The following is a 15,585-nucleotide window of genomic DNA, read 5'->3' as shown; positions in this document are numbered from 1 at the left end:
CTATCCCTCAAGAGGATGTCGCTTACTGAAGACCTCATACATTAAAAGAGCTGCTGCAACAGATGCATTCAGAGAAGTCACATGGCCTGCCATCGGTAAATGGATTAAAAAATCACATTTATCCCTGATTAATCGACCCATACCTTTTCCTTCACTGCCAATGACAAGACCTAGCGGCAATGTTCCGTCAAAACGGCGGTAATCTTCACTTCCCTTGGCATCTGTCCCGGCAATCCATACGCCTTTTTCTTTTAATTCATCGATCGTTCTAGCCATATTTGTCACACGGACAACAGGGATATGCTCAATAGCACCAGTTGATGCCTTTGCAACTGTCGTAGTTAAACCTACTGCTCTCCGCTTCGGAATAATAATTCCATGTGCACCTACTGCATCAGCTGTTCTCATGATCGACCCTAGATTATGAGGGTCTTCTATTTCATCTAATAATAAGAAAAAGGGGGCCTCATTTCTTTTTTCGGCTGCTTGGAAAAGATCATCTATTTCCGCATATTGGTAGGCTGCAACCTGTGCAACAACCCCTTGATGATTCCCTTCCGCCATCTGATCTAATTTCTTCTTCGGGACAAATTGAACAAATACATTTGATGCTTTGGCAAGCCCAATTACCTGCTGCATTTGTCCTCCTTGTGACCCCTCTGCTATGAAAATTTTATTAATATCCCGTCCTGATTTAAGTGCTTCCATTACAGGGTTTTTTCCCATAATAAAATCTTGGCTCATTTAGAATTTCCTCCTTTCCTTTCTTCTACTATTCGAAAAGCAGACAAGATCACTTCCTCCTGCCGCTCCTCTTTACCTGATAAATGTAAATAGCCAATTAACGCTTCAAATGCCGTGCTATATCGGTAGGTTTGAACATCTGTATTTTTCGGGACAGAACCGGACTTTGCATTTCTTCCTCTTTTCACAACGGCAATTTCCTCTTCTGTCAGAAAGTCTGAATCCAGCATCTGGTGAATAATGACCGATTGAGCTTTAGCAGACACATAATGAGTGGCCTCTCTATGCAGCTGATTTGGCCTAACCTGCCCATGCTGGATAAGATGTCTTCTGACATAGATTTCAAAAACAGCATCGCCCATATAAGCAAGGGCGAGGCTGTTTAGCTGTTTCTCATCAATTTTATGATCGTATTGAAGCATTCTTTAGCCTCTTTTCCATCTAATGCCTTGAGGTGTATCTTCAAGAATGATGTTCATGTCTTTTAGCTGATCACGGATTTGGTCGGCTAATTGGAAGTTTCGATCCTTACGTGCTTGAATACGCTCCTGGATTAAACGCTCAATCTCTTCATCGAGCAAATCCTCTTTCGGGAAATCTAAAGTGAGCCCAAGTACTTGGAAAAGATCCTCAAATTCCTTAGTAAATGCCTTAATCACTTGTAGGGAGGTATTTTTCTCCATTAAATAATAATTCGCTAATTTGGAAAGCTCAAAGAGAACAGAAATGGCATTTGCTGTATTAAAATCATCGTCCATTGCCTTGATAAATTCTTCGTGCTGTGCTGCAATTTTATCTAGCCATTCTTGATTGTTTTCAGTTAGGTCGGCACTTGTTTCTTGGCGATGCTTCAAGTTTTGGTAGGATGTTTTAATTCTTTCTAGACCCGCACGCGTATTTTCTAGTAATTCTTCACTATAGTTAATTGGGTTGCGATAATGAACGGACAGCATGAAGAATCGAAGCACCTGCGGATCATGATTCTTAATAATGTCATGGACAAGAACAAAGTTACCAAGTGATTTTGACATTTTTTCATTATCGATATTAATATAGCCGTTATGCATCCAATAACGCGCAAATGTTTTTCCGCTTACTGCTTCCGATTGGGCGATTTCATTTTCATGGTGAGGGAAGGCTAAATCCTGTCCGCCCGCATGAATATCAATTGTTTCGCCTAAATACTTTTTCGCCATCGCGGAGCACTCTATGTGCCAGCCAGGGCGACCTTTTCCCCATGGGCTATCCCAATAAATTTCTCCTTCTTTTGCTGCCTTCCAAAGGGCAAAATCAAGAGCGTCTTCCTTCTTTTCTCCTACAGCAATGCGGGCGCCTGACCGAAGCTCATCAATGGATTGGTGAGAAAGCTTTCCATACTCCTTAAATTTGCGGGTATGGTAGTAGACATCCCCTTCAGATTCATAGGCATATCCCTTTTCAATTAATGCTTCAATGAATTCAATAATAATGTCCATGCTCTCAGTCACTCTCGGGTGGGCGTCAGCACGTTTGCAGCCAAGCGCCGAAACATCTGAAAAATAGGCATCAATAAAGCGCTCTGCAATGACGGGAACTTCTTCTCCCAATTCATTCGCCGCACGGATTAATTTATCATCAACATCTGTGAAATTAGAGATGTACTTGATATCATAACCTCTATACTCAAAATATCTTCTAACCGTATCAAAAACAATTGGCGGTCTTGCATTTCCTATATGAATATAATTATAAACAGTTGGACCGCACACATACATTTTTACCTTCCCTTCCTCTAAAGGGATAAACGGCTCTTTCTGTCTTGTTAGTGTATTATAAATTTGAATGGCCATTAACTAGGCTCCTTTCTTTCTTAAGGTCCTCTAATTCATTGCTCAGTTGGGCAATTTCTTTTTCCAATTCTTTAAATCGATCTGCAATAGGATCAGGAAGGTCGCTGTGATTTAAATCTTTTTTAATACGAACACCATCCTGGATTTTTACTTTACCTGGTATTCCTACTACTGTCGAATTAGGAGGCACTTCATGTAAAACGACAGATCCCGCTCCAACCTTCGAATTTTCCCCGATCGTAATGGATCCAAGCACCTTTGCTCCTGTAGCAATCAAGGCATTATCCTTAATAGTAGGATGCCGCTTTCCTTTCTCTTTCCCGGTTCCTCCTAATGTTACCCCTTGGAAAATGGTTACATTATCACCAATTTCGCAAGTCTCCCCAATGACTACCCCCATCCCATGGTCAATGAAAAGTTTTCTTCCGATTTTCGCACCTGGATGAATTTCAATTCCTGTGAAAAAGCGGCTAATTTGTGAGATGACTCTTGCAAGAAAATAGAGTTTTCTTTTAAAAAGCCCATGTGCTAATCGATGTGCCCATATGGCATGCAGGCCAGAATAAGTTAAGATTACCTCTAAATAACTTCTTGCAGCCGGATCCTGTTCAAATATAACTTCGATATCTTCCTTTAGCCTATTAAACACGTTTGTCCCCTCCCTAATCTTCATTCGATAATTTATATTTAAAAAAGGTTTTTTCGAATAGTATTTTCCGGGAAATTTTTTATTTCCACAGTTAAAAAAGAGTGTGTACATGGTGCTTTTTTCAGTGAGTATAAGCTTTCATATCGAAGACTTTTAATAATACCCCCCTCCAAAATTGTTATATCGTTTTTGTATTTTGGGTATAAAAAAAACGCCTCCGTCAATGATGACAGAGACGCTTTATGCGCGGTTCCACTCTGTTTAGACATCGAAATGTCTCAACTTTTACTTGTTAACGGATTAGTTCCGCTCACTTCTATTAGGAAAATTTCATACTGCTAAGATATGAAAAATCCGTTCGAAATGAGGCTCAGAGGGGCACTTCAGATCAATGAGAGGCTTAAACCACTTTCAGCCGGTGATGGTTCTCTCTAAAAAGCATCATGTTCTTACTTTTCCTCTTCAACACTTTTCATTTATTGAGTTACTTATTACTATATTACATTTTGGGCAATATGTTAATCTAAAATACTCATTAATCGCATTTTTACTTTTTCTTTCCCGAAAAGCTCGATTGCCTGCGGGAGATCCGGCCCATGAGTCTGGCCTGTTATCGCAACGCGGATAGGCATAAAGAGCTTCTTGCCTTTATGGCCAGTAGATTTTTGCACAGCCTTCATCGCAGCCTTAATTTCATCGGCCTTGAATTCACTTATGCCTTCAATTTCCTGTAGAAAAGCAGTTAGAACCTCTGGAACCTGTTCCTCTTCGATAACAGCCTTCGCTTCATCATCCATAACTGTTTTATCACTAAAGAAAATCCCTGACATCTCTACAATTTCAGCGCCGTAGCTCATTTTTTCCTGATATAAGGAAATGAGGCTGCGCACCCATTGTGTTTCCTCTTCAGTCAAGTTCTCACTAATTCGGCCCGCTTTTACAAGATGTGGCTGAGAAATGGCGACAAGACGATCAATATCAATCGTTTTCATATATTGATTGTTCATCCATGTCAGCTTTTGTTTATCGAAAAGAGCAGGTGATTTAGATAAGCGGCTAGCATCAAAAATATTAATGAACTCCTCCTTAGAGAAAATTTCTTCCTCGCCAGATGGAGACCATCCTAATAGGGCAATAAAGTTAAATAGGGCTTCAGGCAAATAGCCTAGCTCCTCGTATTGCTCGATAAACTGGATAATGGACTCATCACGCTTACTTAATTTTTTGCGGCTCTCATTGACAATTAATGTCATATGTCCAAAAACCGGAGCTTCCCAGCCGAGAGCATCATAAATCATCAATTGCTTAGGTGTATTGGAGATGTGATCATCCCCTCTTAATACATGGGAAATCTGCATTAAATAATCATCAACCGTTACGGCAAAATTATAGGTAGGTGTGCCATCTTTTTTGACGATAACATGATCGCCAATTCCATCTGATTCAAAGGATACATTTCCTTTAACCATATCATCGAAAGCATATAATCTACCTTGTGGAACTAAGAAGCGAACGCTCGGCTGTCTTCCTTCTGCTTCAAGCTTTGTACGCTCCTCTGGAGACAAATGACGGCATTTGCCGGAGTAAGCTGGCGTTTCTCCTTTAGCCGTTTGCGCTTCTCTTTCAGCCTCTAACTCTTCTTCCGTACAATAGCATTTATAGGCAGAACCATTTTCAAGAAGTTCATGATAATACTTTTCATAAATATCATTTCTCTCAGATTGGCGATAAGGGCCAAAGCCGCCATCCTTATCAACGCTTTCATCCCAATCAATCCCAAGCCATGTTAAGTACTTTAACTGACTTTCTTCTCCACCTTCAATATTACGTTTCTTGTCAGTATCTTCAATACGGATGATAAATTTCCCGCCTTTGCTTCTAGCAAATAAATAATTGAATAAAGCTGTACGGGCATTACCGATATGTAAATGTCCAGTTGGACTAGGGGCATAACGTACACGAATATCGTTTGACATATTACTTATGTCCTCCTCTAAAAATCTACTTTTTTATTGATTTATTTTATCATTTCTTTTTCTGCAATAAAACAGCAACTTGTGAAGCGATTCCCTCGCCTCTGCCGACAAATCCTAGCTTCTCAGTTGTCGTAGCCTTTACGTTAATGTTTTCAACAGAGGTTTCTAGTAATTGGGCTATTCTCTCCCTAATTTGGCCAATATATGGAGCCATTTTTGGTCTTTGAGCAATGATGGTACAATCTGCATTGACAAGCTCATACCCTTTTTCCTTAACTAAATTCCACACATGCTCTAATAATTTTGCTGAATCTGCATCTTTGAACTCAGGATCGGTATCGGGAAAATGCCTTCCGATGTCTCCTTCACCGATTGCACCAAGACAAGCATCAGCCACTGTATGTAATAGTACATCCGCATCAGAATGACCTAATAAACCTTTTTCATATGGAATTTCAATTCCGCCTAGTATGAGCGGGCGCCCTTCCGTTAATTGATGCACATCAAAGCCTTGTCCAATTCGAAACATCTTATTGTCTCCTCTTTTTAAAAATAGTTATGGTTGATTGCCCATTCGTTTCCGAATAATGGCCTCTGCAAAATATAAATCCTCTGGCGTTGTCAGCTTAATATTGTCATAATTTCCTTCAACAATCATAACATCCTGCCCAGTCCGCTCCACCAAACTTGCATCATCGGTTCCGAGAAAATGATCTGCTTCAGCCTTCTGGTAAGCATTCATTAAAATAGAAAAACGAAAAGCCTGTGGGGTTTGGACAGCCCACAAGCTGGTTCTTTCTACCGTTTCAGTCACAATATTTCCGGCAGCCTTTTTTACTGTATCCTTTACAGGGACCGCTAGTATCGCGGCCCCATTTTTCTCTGCAGCTATTACTAACGAGTCGAGAAGTTTTTTATCAATAAATGGTCTTGCTGCATCGTGAACAAGAACGATTCCCTCTTGCTTCACACATTTTAAGGCATTATAAATACTATGCTGCCTTTCCTTTCCGCCAGGAGCTAAAGCTATCACCTTTGAAATGTCATATTCATTTAGGAGCGCCTTCATTTCATCCTCATCCTGGGGATTGATGGCAAGATAAATGCCCTCGCAATTCTCATCCAGCTCAAAAACTCTTAATGTATGAATAAAAATCGGCTGTTGATCTATTTCTAATAAAACTTTATTCCTGCCCGCTCCCATTCTTTTTCCCTGGCCTGCAGCAGGAATGATGACTTGATAAGCCATTTCAAACAAACCCCAATCCCTTATAATGCTTTTTCCAATAGCTTTGGCTTCGCGAATATCATTCGTCCAGCTGAGGTTTGCAGAACACTCGTGACAAGGACATCAATATGCTTTCCAATGTAATCCCGGCCATCCTCGACTACAATCATTGTGCCATCATCCAGATAAGCAATTCCTTGATTTTGTTCCTTTCCATCTTTAATGACCTGTACCTTCATTTCTTCACCAGGAAGAACAACCGGTTTAACAGCATTGGCTAGATCATTAATATTTAAGACAGAAACCCCTTGGAATTCGCAAACTTTATTTAGGTTAAAATCATTTGTAACAACGATTCCATTTGTTACTTTCGCAAGCTTCACTAGCTTGCTATCTACTTCCTGAATTTCTTCAAAGTCACCTTCATAAATCTCTACTTTAATCGCAAGCTCTTTCTGAATTCGATTTAGAATGTCAAGACCTCTTCGTCCTCTATTCCGCTTTAAAACATCTGATGAGTCAGCAATATGCTGTAATTCTTCCAGAACAAACTGAGGGATGACAATGGTTCCTTCTAGAAATCCAGTTTGGCAAATATCGGCGATTCTGCCATCAATAATGACACTTGTATCCAATAATTTCAACACATTTTTCGGTGGTGCTTCAGTTTCTTCTTCTATATTCTTCTTCTTTCTGTTTGAAAATAAGGTTAGAAGCTCATCACGCTTTTTAAAGCCCACCTGAAAACCTAAATAGCCAAATATAAGGGTTAACACAATAGGAGCAACAGTATTTAAGACAGGCACTTCAATAGTTGTTAAAGCATACCCAATTAAAAAGGCGATGATTAATCCAAAAACTAAGCCTACACTTCCAAAGATAATATCGGTTATGGGCGCTTTTACAAGCGATTCTTCCACCCATTTGACAACATTTACAACATGATCAACCGCCCAAAAAGAAATAAGATAAAAAATAATGGCACCTAACAAGGCGGATACATATGGATTATTTAAAAGAGCAATGTCATCCAGGGATATTAATATTAATAGTTCGGGAATGAGAAATATCCCCAGCGTAATCCCGATTATCAGAAAGCATGCTTGAACAATACGTTTTAACATACCTTCACCTCCTTTTATTCATTATAAACAGATTTTTCAAATTGAAACCTTGGAGCAGAAAAAATTATATTAAAATATAGATGATAAAAAAAAGAATCTATTACAAACAGGGTAGCACCATTGGTAATCAAGTGTCAAATAATACAAATAACCGATCATTTTATCATAACGGCATATATAGTTCAATGGTCACTTAAAGCTGCCGATCTGCTAAAAGCTGTTTTTTTATCAACTTTAGGCCTTCTTTTATTTTTTTAGCCCTTACTTCCCCAATTCCTTCAACTTCATCTAATTCCTCTACTGACGCAGAAACAATAGTTGGGAGATCCATAAACCGAAGAATTAAATTTTCAATAATAATAGGAGGCAATCTTGGGATTTTTGATAACATCCGATAGCCACGGGGACACCTAAGCTCTTCTGTATGGACATACCCATTATATCCTAATAGCTTTAAAATAACTGAATCCTCCAGCATTTTCCCGACCGACAGCTCTTGTAATTTATCAAACATTTCATTAGGGTGAGTGTCTTTTGAATGAGCATAATCCCTAATAATTAAATCTATTTCTCTCTCAATACCGTCTAAAAGCTCGTTCATTTGTAAGCGAATCAGTCTTCCTTCTATCCCAAGCTCGTTTAAATAAGTTAGTAATTCATTTTTTATTCTTAGGACCATTTCAATGCTGTGAAACACGCTTAATATATCACTGTAAGTCACAATTTCCTCAAATTCCAGCACACTTAAATTAGAAATATCCTCTTCTAAGACAATCTTGTATTTTTCAAGTGTTTGTAAGGCTACATTTGCCTTAGTCAAAATAACCCCAATATCCCTAAGTGCGTAGCGAAAATGGCCCTTATAAAGGGTGATGACATTCCGCCTTTGTGAAATAGCTATAACAAGCTCTCCTGTCTGCTTTGCAACTCTTTCCGCTGTTCTGTGGCGCATGCCTGTCTCCGATGACGGAATAGTTGGATCTGGTGCTAATTGGGCATTTGCAATCAAAATTTTATTCCCTTCTTGATTTAATACGATCGCTCCATCCATTTTAGCCAACTCGTACAAATAGCTTGGTGAGAAAGAAGCATTTATTTGAAAGCCCCCATCAACGATATGTGTGATTTTGTCCTTACTTCCTAAAACAATTAAGCCTCCTGTATTTGCTCTTAGCACATTATCGATTCCTTCCCGAATCGGCGTACCTGGGGCCATAAATTGCAGAATTTCACTCATCGTTTTTTCACCAAGCTTTTTTAGCTCCATTCTCTAACCTCCTAAAGTTGCTTTTAATGCTTCACTGACGGAACTGACTCCTACAAGCTCAATTCCCTTTGGCCCAGACCAGCCCCCTAGGTTATTTGCTGGTAAAATCACACGTTCAAATCCAAGCTTGGCTGCCTCCTGAACACGCTGCTCTATCCTTGATACCCTTCTAACCTCTCCCGTTAAACCAACCTCGCCTATAATGCAGTCAGTAGCTCTTGTGGGCTTGTCACGAAAGCTAGAAGCGATACTAACAGCAATGGCTAAGTCGATAGCAGGCTCATCAAGCTTCACCCCACCAGCGACCTTAAGGTAAGCATCTTGGTTCTGCAACAACATCCCGACTCGTTTTTCTAACACCGCCATCAATAGCGGGACACGATTATGATCGATTCCGGTTGCCATTCTCCGGGGATTTCCAAAGCTTGTTGGGGAAATAAGAGCCTGAATTTCTACAAGGACTGGACGAGTGCCCTCCATTGAAGCTACTACGGTTGAACCAGCCGCACCTTGGGATCGTTCCTCCAGGAAAATTTCTGATGGATTTTCCACTTCTTCTAAGCCAAACTCTTTCATTTCAAAGATCCCCATCTCGTTCGTGGATCCAAAGCGGTTCTTGACTGCCCGCAAAATTCGGTATGTATGGTGACGCTCACCTTCAAAGTAAAGAACCGTATCTACCATATGCTCCAATAGTCTTGGACCCGCAATGGAGCCTTCCTTTGTAACATGCCCGACAATAAATATGGCAATACCTTTCGTTTTCCCAATTCTCATTAACTCAGCCGTACACTCTCTTACTTGAGAGACACTGCCTGGAGCAGAGGTTACTTCTGGGTGGAAAATTGTCTGGATGGAATCAACAATCACAAAGCTAGGATTGACACTTTCAATAGTACGGCTAATTTCATCGAGGCTCGTTTCCGAATAAACGAGTAAATGTTCGGAAGCAACTCCTAGTCGATCCGCACGCAATTTCGTCTGCCTCATAGATTCCTCACCGGAAATATATAAGACAGAATGGTTTTTATTAGCTAATTGAGATGAGACCTGGAGAAGCAAGGTCGATTTCCCAATACCAGGGTCACCGCCAATCAGTACTAGCGAACCTCTGACAATTCCTCCCCCAAGCACCCTATTCAATTCATTCAAGTCTGTGTAAATACGAGGCTCGCTTACGGTTTCAATAGAAGTAATCGGTGTAGCTTTTGAAAGGATGGCCGAGCCCTGTGAGTGTGCGAAGGCTCCTCTTCTCGTACCAGCTGCTTTCTCTACTTCCTCTACCATCTTATTCCACACGCCGCAGCCTGGGCACTTCCCCATCCACTTTGGAGATTCGTAGCCGCATTCCTGACACATAAACTTTGTTTTTCTTTTGGCCATTCTAGTTTTCTTCCTCTTCTTTTTAATTAGAAAATCGCTTAATTATTTTACTATTAAGTGCAAAGAAGGCACACGCTCTTACGTGTACCCTCTTGATTTCCATCAGTCCATTTGTTTAGACGCCATTATTTTTGTAAGGTTGCAGCAGGCTTTCCTTTTGCTGGTTCCACTACAAATTCCCCATCCTTGACATCAATAACAATACCCTGGCCTGTTAATACCGTTCCTTTTAACAATTCCTCAGATAATCGGTCCTCGACATGCTTTTGAATCGCTCTGCGAATAGGTCTAGCTCCATACTCAGGATCATAGCCTTCTTCAGCAATTTTCTCCTTCGCAGCATCTGTTAATTCAAGATTAATATCCTGTTCTTTTAATCGTTTTGTTAATTGATCAGACATTAGGGTCACGATTTCTTGCAGATGCTTTTTCTCTAACGCATGGAAAACAATGATTTCGTCAATACGGTTAAGGAATTCTGGACGGAATGATTTCTTCAGCTCCTCCATTACCTTACCTTTCATATCCTTGTAATCCTGTTGCCCATCCTGAATGTTAAAACCAACGTATTTATTTCTTCTCAATGCTTCTGCGCCCACATTGGAAGTCATAATTAAAACGGTGTTCCGGAAGTCTACTGTTCTTCCCTTCGAATCCGTTAAGCGGCCATCCTCTAGTACTTGTAATAGAATATTAAATACATCTGGATGCGCTTTTTCAATTTCATCTAATAGGACGACCGAATAAGGCTTTCTGCGAACCTTTTCCGTTAACTGTCCTCCTTCTTCATATCCAACATAGCCTGGAGGAGATCCTACTAATCTGGATGTTGAATGCTTCTCCATGTATTCGGACATATCAATGCGGATCATTGCATCTTCATCACCAAACATTGATTCAGCCAGCGCACGGGCAAGCTCTGTTTTCCCTACTCCTGTTGGTCCAAGGAAAACAAATGAACCAATTGGCCTTTTTGGATCCTTTAATCCTGCTCTAGCACGGCGAACTGCTTTGGATATCGCTATTACCGCTTCTTCTTGGCCAATTACTCTAGAATGTAAAATCTCTTCAAGGTTTAAGAGTTTTTGTGTTTCGGTTTGTGCTAGCTTCGAAACCGGAATTCCAGTCCAGCTTGAGACAACACTTGCAATGTCCTCAACGGTGACTTCACTATTTTCTTTGCCCTGCTTTTCCTTCCAAGATTTCTTTGTCTCCTCTAGCTGTTCACGAAGGCGCTGTTCCGTATCTCTTAATGAAGCAGCCTTTTCAAACTCCTGACTTTGGACGGCTGCATCCTTTTCTTTACGAACATCTTCAAGCTTTAGTTCTAATTCCTTTAAATTAGGAGGAGTAGTATAAGATCGCAGTCTTACCTTTGATCCTGCTTCATCAATTAAATCAATCGCTTTATCTGGAAGGAAACGATCTGAAATATAACGATCTGATAGTTTCACTGCTGCATTAATGGCTTCATCTGTAATGGTAACACGGTGATGTGCCTCATACCGATCTCTAAGTCCCTGTAAAATTTGTACAGATTCCTCTGCTGTTGGCTCATCAACAGTAATAGGCTGAAACCGTCTTTCTAATGCTGCATCTTTTTCAATATATTTACGGTATTCATCAAGGGTAGTTGCCCCAATGCATTGCAACTCTCCTCGGGCAAGAGATGGCTTAAGGATATTCGATGCATCAATTGCACCTTCCGCTCCTCCAGCACCAATTAAAGTGTGAAGTTCGTCAATGAATAAAATAATATTACCTGCCTGGCGAATTTCATCCATAACTTTCTTTAGTCGGTCTTCAAATTCACCACGATATTTTGTACCTGCAACAACTGTACCCATATCCAGGGTCATGACTCGTTTATCACGGAGAGTTTCTGGTACTTCGTTATTAATAATTTGCTGTGCTAAGCCTTCTGCAATAGCTGTTTTACCTACACCTGGCTCCCCAATGAGAACTGGATTGTTTTTTGTACGACGGCTTAAAACTTCGATTACACGCTGAATTTCCTTGCCGCGTCCAATTACCGGATCCAAACTTCCTTCTCTGGCAATGGCTGTTAAATCTCTTGCCAATCCATCTAGTGTTGGGGTATTCGCACTTGCCGAAGATCCTTGATGACCCCCGGACTCATTGCTTCCCAATAACTGTAACACTTGTTGCCGTGCTTTATTTAGACTGACTCCGAGATTGTTAAGTACCCTTGCAGCAACGCCTTCCCCTTCGCGAATGAGGCCAAGGAGGATATGCTCTGTTCCTACATAGGAATGGCCTAATTTTCGTGCCTCATCCATGGAAAGTTCAATCACTTTTTTAGCTCTAGGCGTATAATGAATCGTCTGTGATGCATCCTGCCCTCTGCCGATTAAGTTTTCTACTTCTTTTTGGATTTTATCAGAACCTAAGCCCAATGCATGCAGAGCCTTTGCAGCAATTCCTTCCCCTTCTCGTACAAGACCAAGCAAAATATGTTCTGTTCCAATATTGTTATGACCTAAACGAATGGCTTCCTCCTGAGCTAATGCTAACACCTTTTGTGCTCTCTCTGTAAAACGACCGAACATCATATTCTCATCCTCCTGTCTCTTCGTTTTCCATTTTCATTCTTTCCCTTATTAATGACGCCCGGCGAATATCCCGTTCATGAGGCCTTAATGGCCCTCCTGCATACTGCTGTAAAAAACCAGGCTGCGTCAGGATCATTAATTCATTTAAAATGTTTTTGGAAATATTAGTTAAATATTTCATATCAATCCCTAGCCGAACATCTGATAAACATCTCGCTGCTTCTTTTGATTCAATAATTCGGCAGTTTGATAAGATCCCATAAGAGCGGAAGACTCTATCTTCTAATTGTATGTTAGAAGTTTTCGCTAATGCTTCTCTAGCTGATCTTTCTTGTGAAATTAGCTGACTGACCACACTCTTTAGATCTTCAACAATATCCTTTTCAGACTTGCCAAGAGTGATTTGATTAGACACCTGAAAGATGTTCCCTAAAGCTTCGCTGCCTTCACCGTAAATTCCTCTAACAACTAACCCTAATTGATTAATAGCGGGTATAATTCTATTCATTTGCTGAGTGAGAACTAGCCCGGGCAAGTGAACCATAACTGATGCCCTTATTCCTGTTCCAACATTAGTTGGGCAACTTGTCAAAAAGCCGGCGTTTTCATCATATGCATAATCAATCGTTTCTTCTAGCCAGTCATCCACTTCATTAGCCATATTCAAAGCCTCTGATAATTGGAATCCTGGAAATATGCATTGAATCCGTATATGATCCTCTTCGTTAATCATCATGCTTACTTCTTCATTTTCAGATAAAACGCAAGCACCATAAGAGGAATTCTCCGCGAGATGCGGACTGATTAAATGCTTTTCCATTAGAACCCTTTTCTGTAGCGGCTGGAGCTCATCCATCAGCAACAGCTCAAATTTCCCTAGTTTTGAAAAAGAGGAATTCTCGATCCTCTCCTTCATCATATGAATAACTAACTTGGCCTCGTCATTCGTAAATAGGGTTGGAAACTTGAATTGCTTTATATTTCTTGCCAGCCGAATTCTTGAGCTTAGGATAATATCTGAATCTGGACCTTCGGCACTCATCCAGGAGCTCACAGCTTGGTTAATGAATCGTTCTAGCGACAAGCTTACTTCCCTCCCTCGTGACTAGAGTTCAATTGGTTTTCTAGTAATCGAATCTCATCTCTTATTTCAGCTGCTCTTTCAAACTCTTCTTTGGATATGGAATCTTTTAAGCTTTGTTTCAATTCAACAATGCTCTTTCTTAAATGAATGGTTCCTCCGATTCTTGCAGGAATTTTTCCATTATGAACTGAATTCCCACTATGCAGCCTTCTCAATATTGGCTCGAGCTGGTCACTAAAAGCCTGGTAACAATGAGCACAGCCGAACCTTCCTACCTTTATAAATTGCTGAAAGGTCATAGAGCATTGTTCACATTGGAGAATTTCTTCCTGCTTAAATGGATCCTCCGTTGTATTTTGAAAGGTTGTATCCATATTCAGCAAACCGGCTAACAAGTTATGAATTGAAAAACCCGGTGCACCACTTAGCATGAACATATCGCCCTTTTCCTGAGCGCACTTTTCACATAAATGATACTCAGCCTTCTCTCCATTTAATATTTTCGTAAAATGAAGCGTTGCCGGCCTTTGATTACATTCCTGACATATCATGTTTTCACCTCTCCAGCTTGCTAACTATTTATATTTTAACGTTGTCAACATGGCTTTCAGCATTCTTGAGCGGAGTTCATCACGATAAGGGAGTTCAATATACAAGACAGAGCGATCGATTACGCTTAACATTATTTTTGCTTCCCTTTTTGTTATAATCTCTTCCTCTACAAGGCGGATAATAACATCCTCTGCACTGCTTTGGGCCAGTCGACCTTGAATTAACGATAATAATTGTTCAATTAAATGAGCATCGTCATGTGATTGTACTTTCATGATTCTAATATATCCGCCGCCGCCGCGTTTACTTTCAACTGCATAGCCTTTTTCAATTGTAAATCTCGTATTAATAACATAATTAATTTGGGACGGAACACATTGGAATTTATCTGCAATTTCACTTCTTTTAATTTCAACAATTTCCCTTTCGCTCATTTCTAAAACCCGTTTTAAATAATCTTCAATAATATCTGAGATATTTCTCAATACTCCTCCCCCCAAAATCTGACTTTGACTATATTTGACTTTAATTATACATAACAATATATTTCGTTGCAATTAACAGATGTTATTAATTTTTCCCCTTTTTTTGGTTCTCAAACCTGTGAATTAATTTTATTCTAATTCCTAGAAATAAAAGTTTGGTTCATTTTTGAAATTATTATTGGAGAATCATTAGGAGGTGTGTTGATCCTTTACAAGGAGGAGGCGGAAAAAGAGTGTCAATCATAAATGTAGAAGTCATACAGTTGTTATTGAATAATAAAAGGCTGGGGTGTTGCGGAAGGTATAGTTGAAACCACCGTTCTACTGCGTTCTTACTTTTTTAAAAGGCAGCTTTATGGGGGGGATGGGCATTGCTTGAAGGAGGCTTTCGACTTTAGTTTTTTGTCTAAGGTGTAGTTAAGGTCGGTTCGCTCCCTGGGCCTTAGTTTTTTTACGTGAAGGGCGTTTTGAACCCTCTTAACTACCTTCCGGTCTTACTTTTCTTCACGAAGGGTGTTTTGAACAGCTCTTAACTACCTTCGATCCTTATTTTTCTTCATGAAGGGCGTTTTGAACCTCTCTTAATTACAATCAGCTTAAAATTTTCTTCCGAAAGAGCGTCATAATCGTTTTTAGCAACAACAAAAAAAGACATCTTAATGATGTCCTTTCCTTTTGCCTAGCGACGTCC

Annotated in this window: 14 protein-coding genes and 1 other annotated feature; all 14 genes read right to left on the bottom strand. The window is 40.1% G+C overall.

Features of this window, described 5'->3' with window-relative positions; translation table 11 throughout:
* The 14 genes from rlmB to V7127_RS15675 all read right to left on the bottom strand — a co-directional run bounded on the left by rlmB (position 1) and on the right by V7127_RS15675 (position 14,843).
* Complete coding sequence (gene rlmB / locus V7127_RS15740; protein WP_335487573.1) at positions 1-744, bottom strand: 23S rRNA (guanosine(2251)-2'-O)-methyltransferase RlmB; 744 nt, start codon at positions 742-744, stop codon at positions 1-3.
* Positions 741-1,166, bottom strand: a complete 426-nt coding sequence (locus V7127_RS15735; RefSeq protein WP_335346152.1) for a Mini-ribonuclease 3 — start codon at positions 1,164-1,166, stop codon at positions 741-743. The genes rlmB and V7127_RS15735 overlap by 4 nt, the downstream gene beginning before the upstream one ends.
* Before the next feature lie 3 nt (positions 1,167-1,169).
* Entirely contained in the window at positions 1,170-2,573 is a 1,404-nt protein-coding gene (cysS, locus tag V7127_RS15730; protein WP_335487570.1) for a cysteine--tRNA ligase, read from the bottom strand.
* Positions 2,554-3,246 (bottom strand): serine O-acetyltransferase, encoded by a 693-nt coding sequence (gene cysE / locus V7127_RS15725; protein ID WP_335487566.1) that lies wholly within the window; start codon positions 3,244-3,246, stop codon positions 2,554-2,556. Before cysE ends, cysS begins: the two co-directional genes overlap by 20 nt.
* A gap of 204 nt (positions 3,247-3,450) precedes the next feature.
* Positions 3,451-3,697 (bottom strand) — a binding site (T-box leader).
* 43 nt (positions 3,698-3,740) lie between these two features.
* On the bottom strand, positions 3,741-5,198 hold the full coding sequence (gene gltX, locus V7127_RS15720; protein ID WP_335487564.1) for a glutamate--tRNA ligase: 1,458 nt from the start codon (positions 5,196-5,198) through the stop codon (positions 3,741-3,743).
* Between the two features lie 49 nt (positions 5,199-5,247).
* Positions 5,248-5,727, bottom strand: coding sequence for a 2-C-methyl-D-erythritol 2,4-cyclodiphosphate synthase (gene ispF, locus V7127_RS15715; RefSeq protein ID WP_335346148.1), 480 nt, complete (start codon positions 5,725-5,727; stop codon positions 5,248-5,250).
* A gap of 27 nt (positions 5,728-5,754) precedes the next feature.
* Entirely contained in the window at positions 5,755-6,447 is a 693-nt protein-coding gene (gene ispD, locus V7127_RS15710) for a 2-C-methyl-D-erythritol 4-phosphate cytidylyltransferase (RefSeq protein WP_335487561.1), read from the bottom strand.
* A 20-nt stretch (positions 6,448-6,467) separates the two neighbouring features.
* Positions 6,468-7,550: a PIN/TRAM domain-containing protein gene (locus V7127_RS15705; RefSeq protein WP_335346146.1), complete on the bottom strand. Its 1,083-nt coding sequence runs from the start codon at positions 7,548-7,550 to the stop codon at positions 6,468-6,470.
* A 193-nt stretch (positions 7,551-7,743) separates the two neighbouring features.
* The gene (disA, locus tag V7127_RS15700; protein ID WP_335487558.1) at positions 7,744-8,817 is read right to left on the bottom strand and encodes a DNA integrity scanning diadenylate cyclase DisA; all 1,074 of its coding nucleotides are present in this window, start codon (positions 8,815-8,817) and stop codon (positions 7,744-7,746) included.
* A 3-nt stretch (positions 8,818-8,820) separates the two neighbouring features.
* A complete protein-coding gene (radA, locus tag V7127_RS15695; RefSeq protein WP_335487556.1) occupies positions 8,821-10,200 on the bottom strand; it encodes a DNA repair protein RadA in 1,380 nt (459 codons plus the stop codon).
* A 125-nt stretch (positions 10,201-10,325) separates the two neighbouring features.
* The gene (gene clpC, locus V7127_RS15690; RefSeq protein ID WP_335346143.1) at positions 10,326-12,773 is read right to left on the bottom strand and encodes an ATP-dependent protease ATP-binding subunit ClpC; all 2,448 of its coding nucleotides are present in this window, start codon (positions 12,771-12,773) and stop codon (positions 10,326-10,328) included.
* Positions 12,774-12,777: 4 nt separating this feature from the next.
* Entirely contained in the window at positions 12,778-13,857 is a 1,080-nt protein-coding gene (locus V7127_RS15685) for a protein arginine kinase (RefSeq protein ID WP_335487553.1), read from the bottom strand.
* A gap of 2 nt (positions 13,858-13,859) precedes the next feature.
* The gene (locus V7127_RS15680; protein ID WP_335346141.1) at positions 13,860-14,408 is read right to left on the bottom strand and encodes a UvrB/UvrC motif-containing protein; all 549 of its coding nucleotides are present in this window, start codon (positions 14,406-14,408) and stop codon (positions 13,860-13,862) included.
* A 24-nt stretch (positions 14,409-14,432) separates the two neighbouring features.
* Positions 14,433-14,843, bottom strand: coding sequence for a CtsR family transcriptional regulator (locus V7127_RS15675; protein ID WP_438824015.1), 411 nt, complete (start codon positions 14,841-14,843; stop codon positions 14,433-14,435).
* Positions 14,844-15,585: the final 742 nt, after the last annotated feature.

The organism is Bacillus sp. JJ1773 (assembly GCF_036962035.1).
GTDB lineage: Bacteria > Bacillota > Bacilli > Bacillales > Cytobacillaceae > Cytobacillus.
Note: the sequence above shows the minus strand (reverse complement) of the source record. Positions and strands in the feature narration are given on the sequence as shown.

What these genes read in the sequence shown, in the direction of transcription:
- rlmB (WP_335487573.1), bottom strand. Translation starts at nt 744, where the DNA reads ATGAGCCAAGATTTTATTATGGGAAAAAACCCTGTAATGGAAGCACTT.
- radA (WP_335487556.1), bottom strand. Translation starts at nt 10,200, where the DNA reads ATGGCCAAAAGAAAAACAAAGTTTATGTGTCAGGAATGCGGCTACGAA.
- gltX (WP_335487564.1), bottom strand. Translation starts at nt 5,198, where the DNA reads ATGTCAAACGATATTCGTGTACGTTATGCCCCTAGTCCAACTGGACAT.
- V7127_RS15680 (WP_335346141.1), bottom strand. Translation starts at nt 14,408, where the DNA reads ATGATATGTCAGGAATGTAATCAAAGGCCGGCAACGCTTCATTTTACG.
- V7127_RS15705 (WP_335346146.1), bottom strand. Translation starts at nt 7,550, where the DNA reads ATGTTAAAACGTATTGTTCAAGCATGCTTTCTGATAATCGGGATTACG.
- V7127_RS15675 (WP_438824015.1), bottom strand. Translation starts at nt 14,843, where the DNA reads ATGAGCGAAAGGGAAATTGTTGAAATTAAAAGAAGTGAAATTGCAGAT.
- disA (WP_335487558.1), bottom strand. Translation starts at nt 8,817, where the DNA reads ATGGAGCTAAAAAAGCTTGGTGAAAAAACGATGAGTGAAATTCTGCAA.
- cysE (WP_335487566.1), bottom strand. Translation starts at nt 3,246, where the DNA reads ATGAAGATTAGGGAGGGGACAAACGTGTTTAATAGGCTAAAGGAAGAT.
- cysS (WP_335487570.1), bottom strand. Translation starts at nt 2,573, where the DNA reads ATGGCCATTCAAATTTATAATACACTAACAAGACAGAAAGAGCCGTTT.
- ispF (WP_335346148.1), bottom strand. Translation starts at nt 5,727, where the DNA reads ATGTTTCGAATTGGACAAGGCTTTGATGTGCATCAATTAACGGAAGGG.
- clpC (WP_335346143.1), bottom strand. Translation starts at nt 12,773, where the DNA reads ATGATGTTCGGTCGTTTTACAGAGAGAGCACAAAAGGTGTTAGCATTA.
- V7127_RS15735 (WP_335346152.1), bottom strand. Translation starts at nt 1,166, where the DNA reads ATGCTTCAATACGATCATAAAATTGATGAGAAACAGCTAAACAGCCTC.
- ispD (WP_335487561.1), bottom strand. Translation starts at nt 6,447, where the DNA reads ATGGCTTATCAAGTCATCATTCCTGCTGCAGGCCAGGGAAAAAGAATG.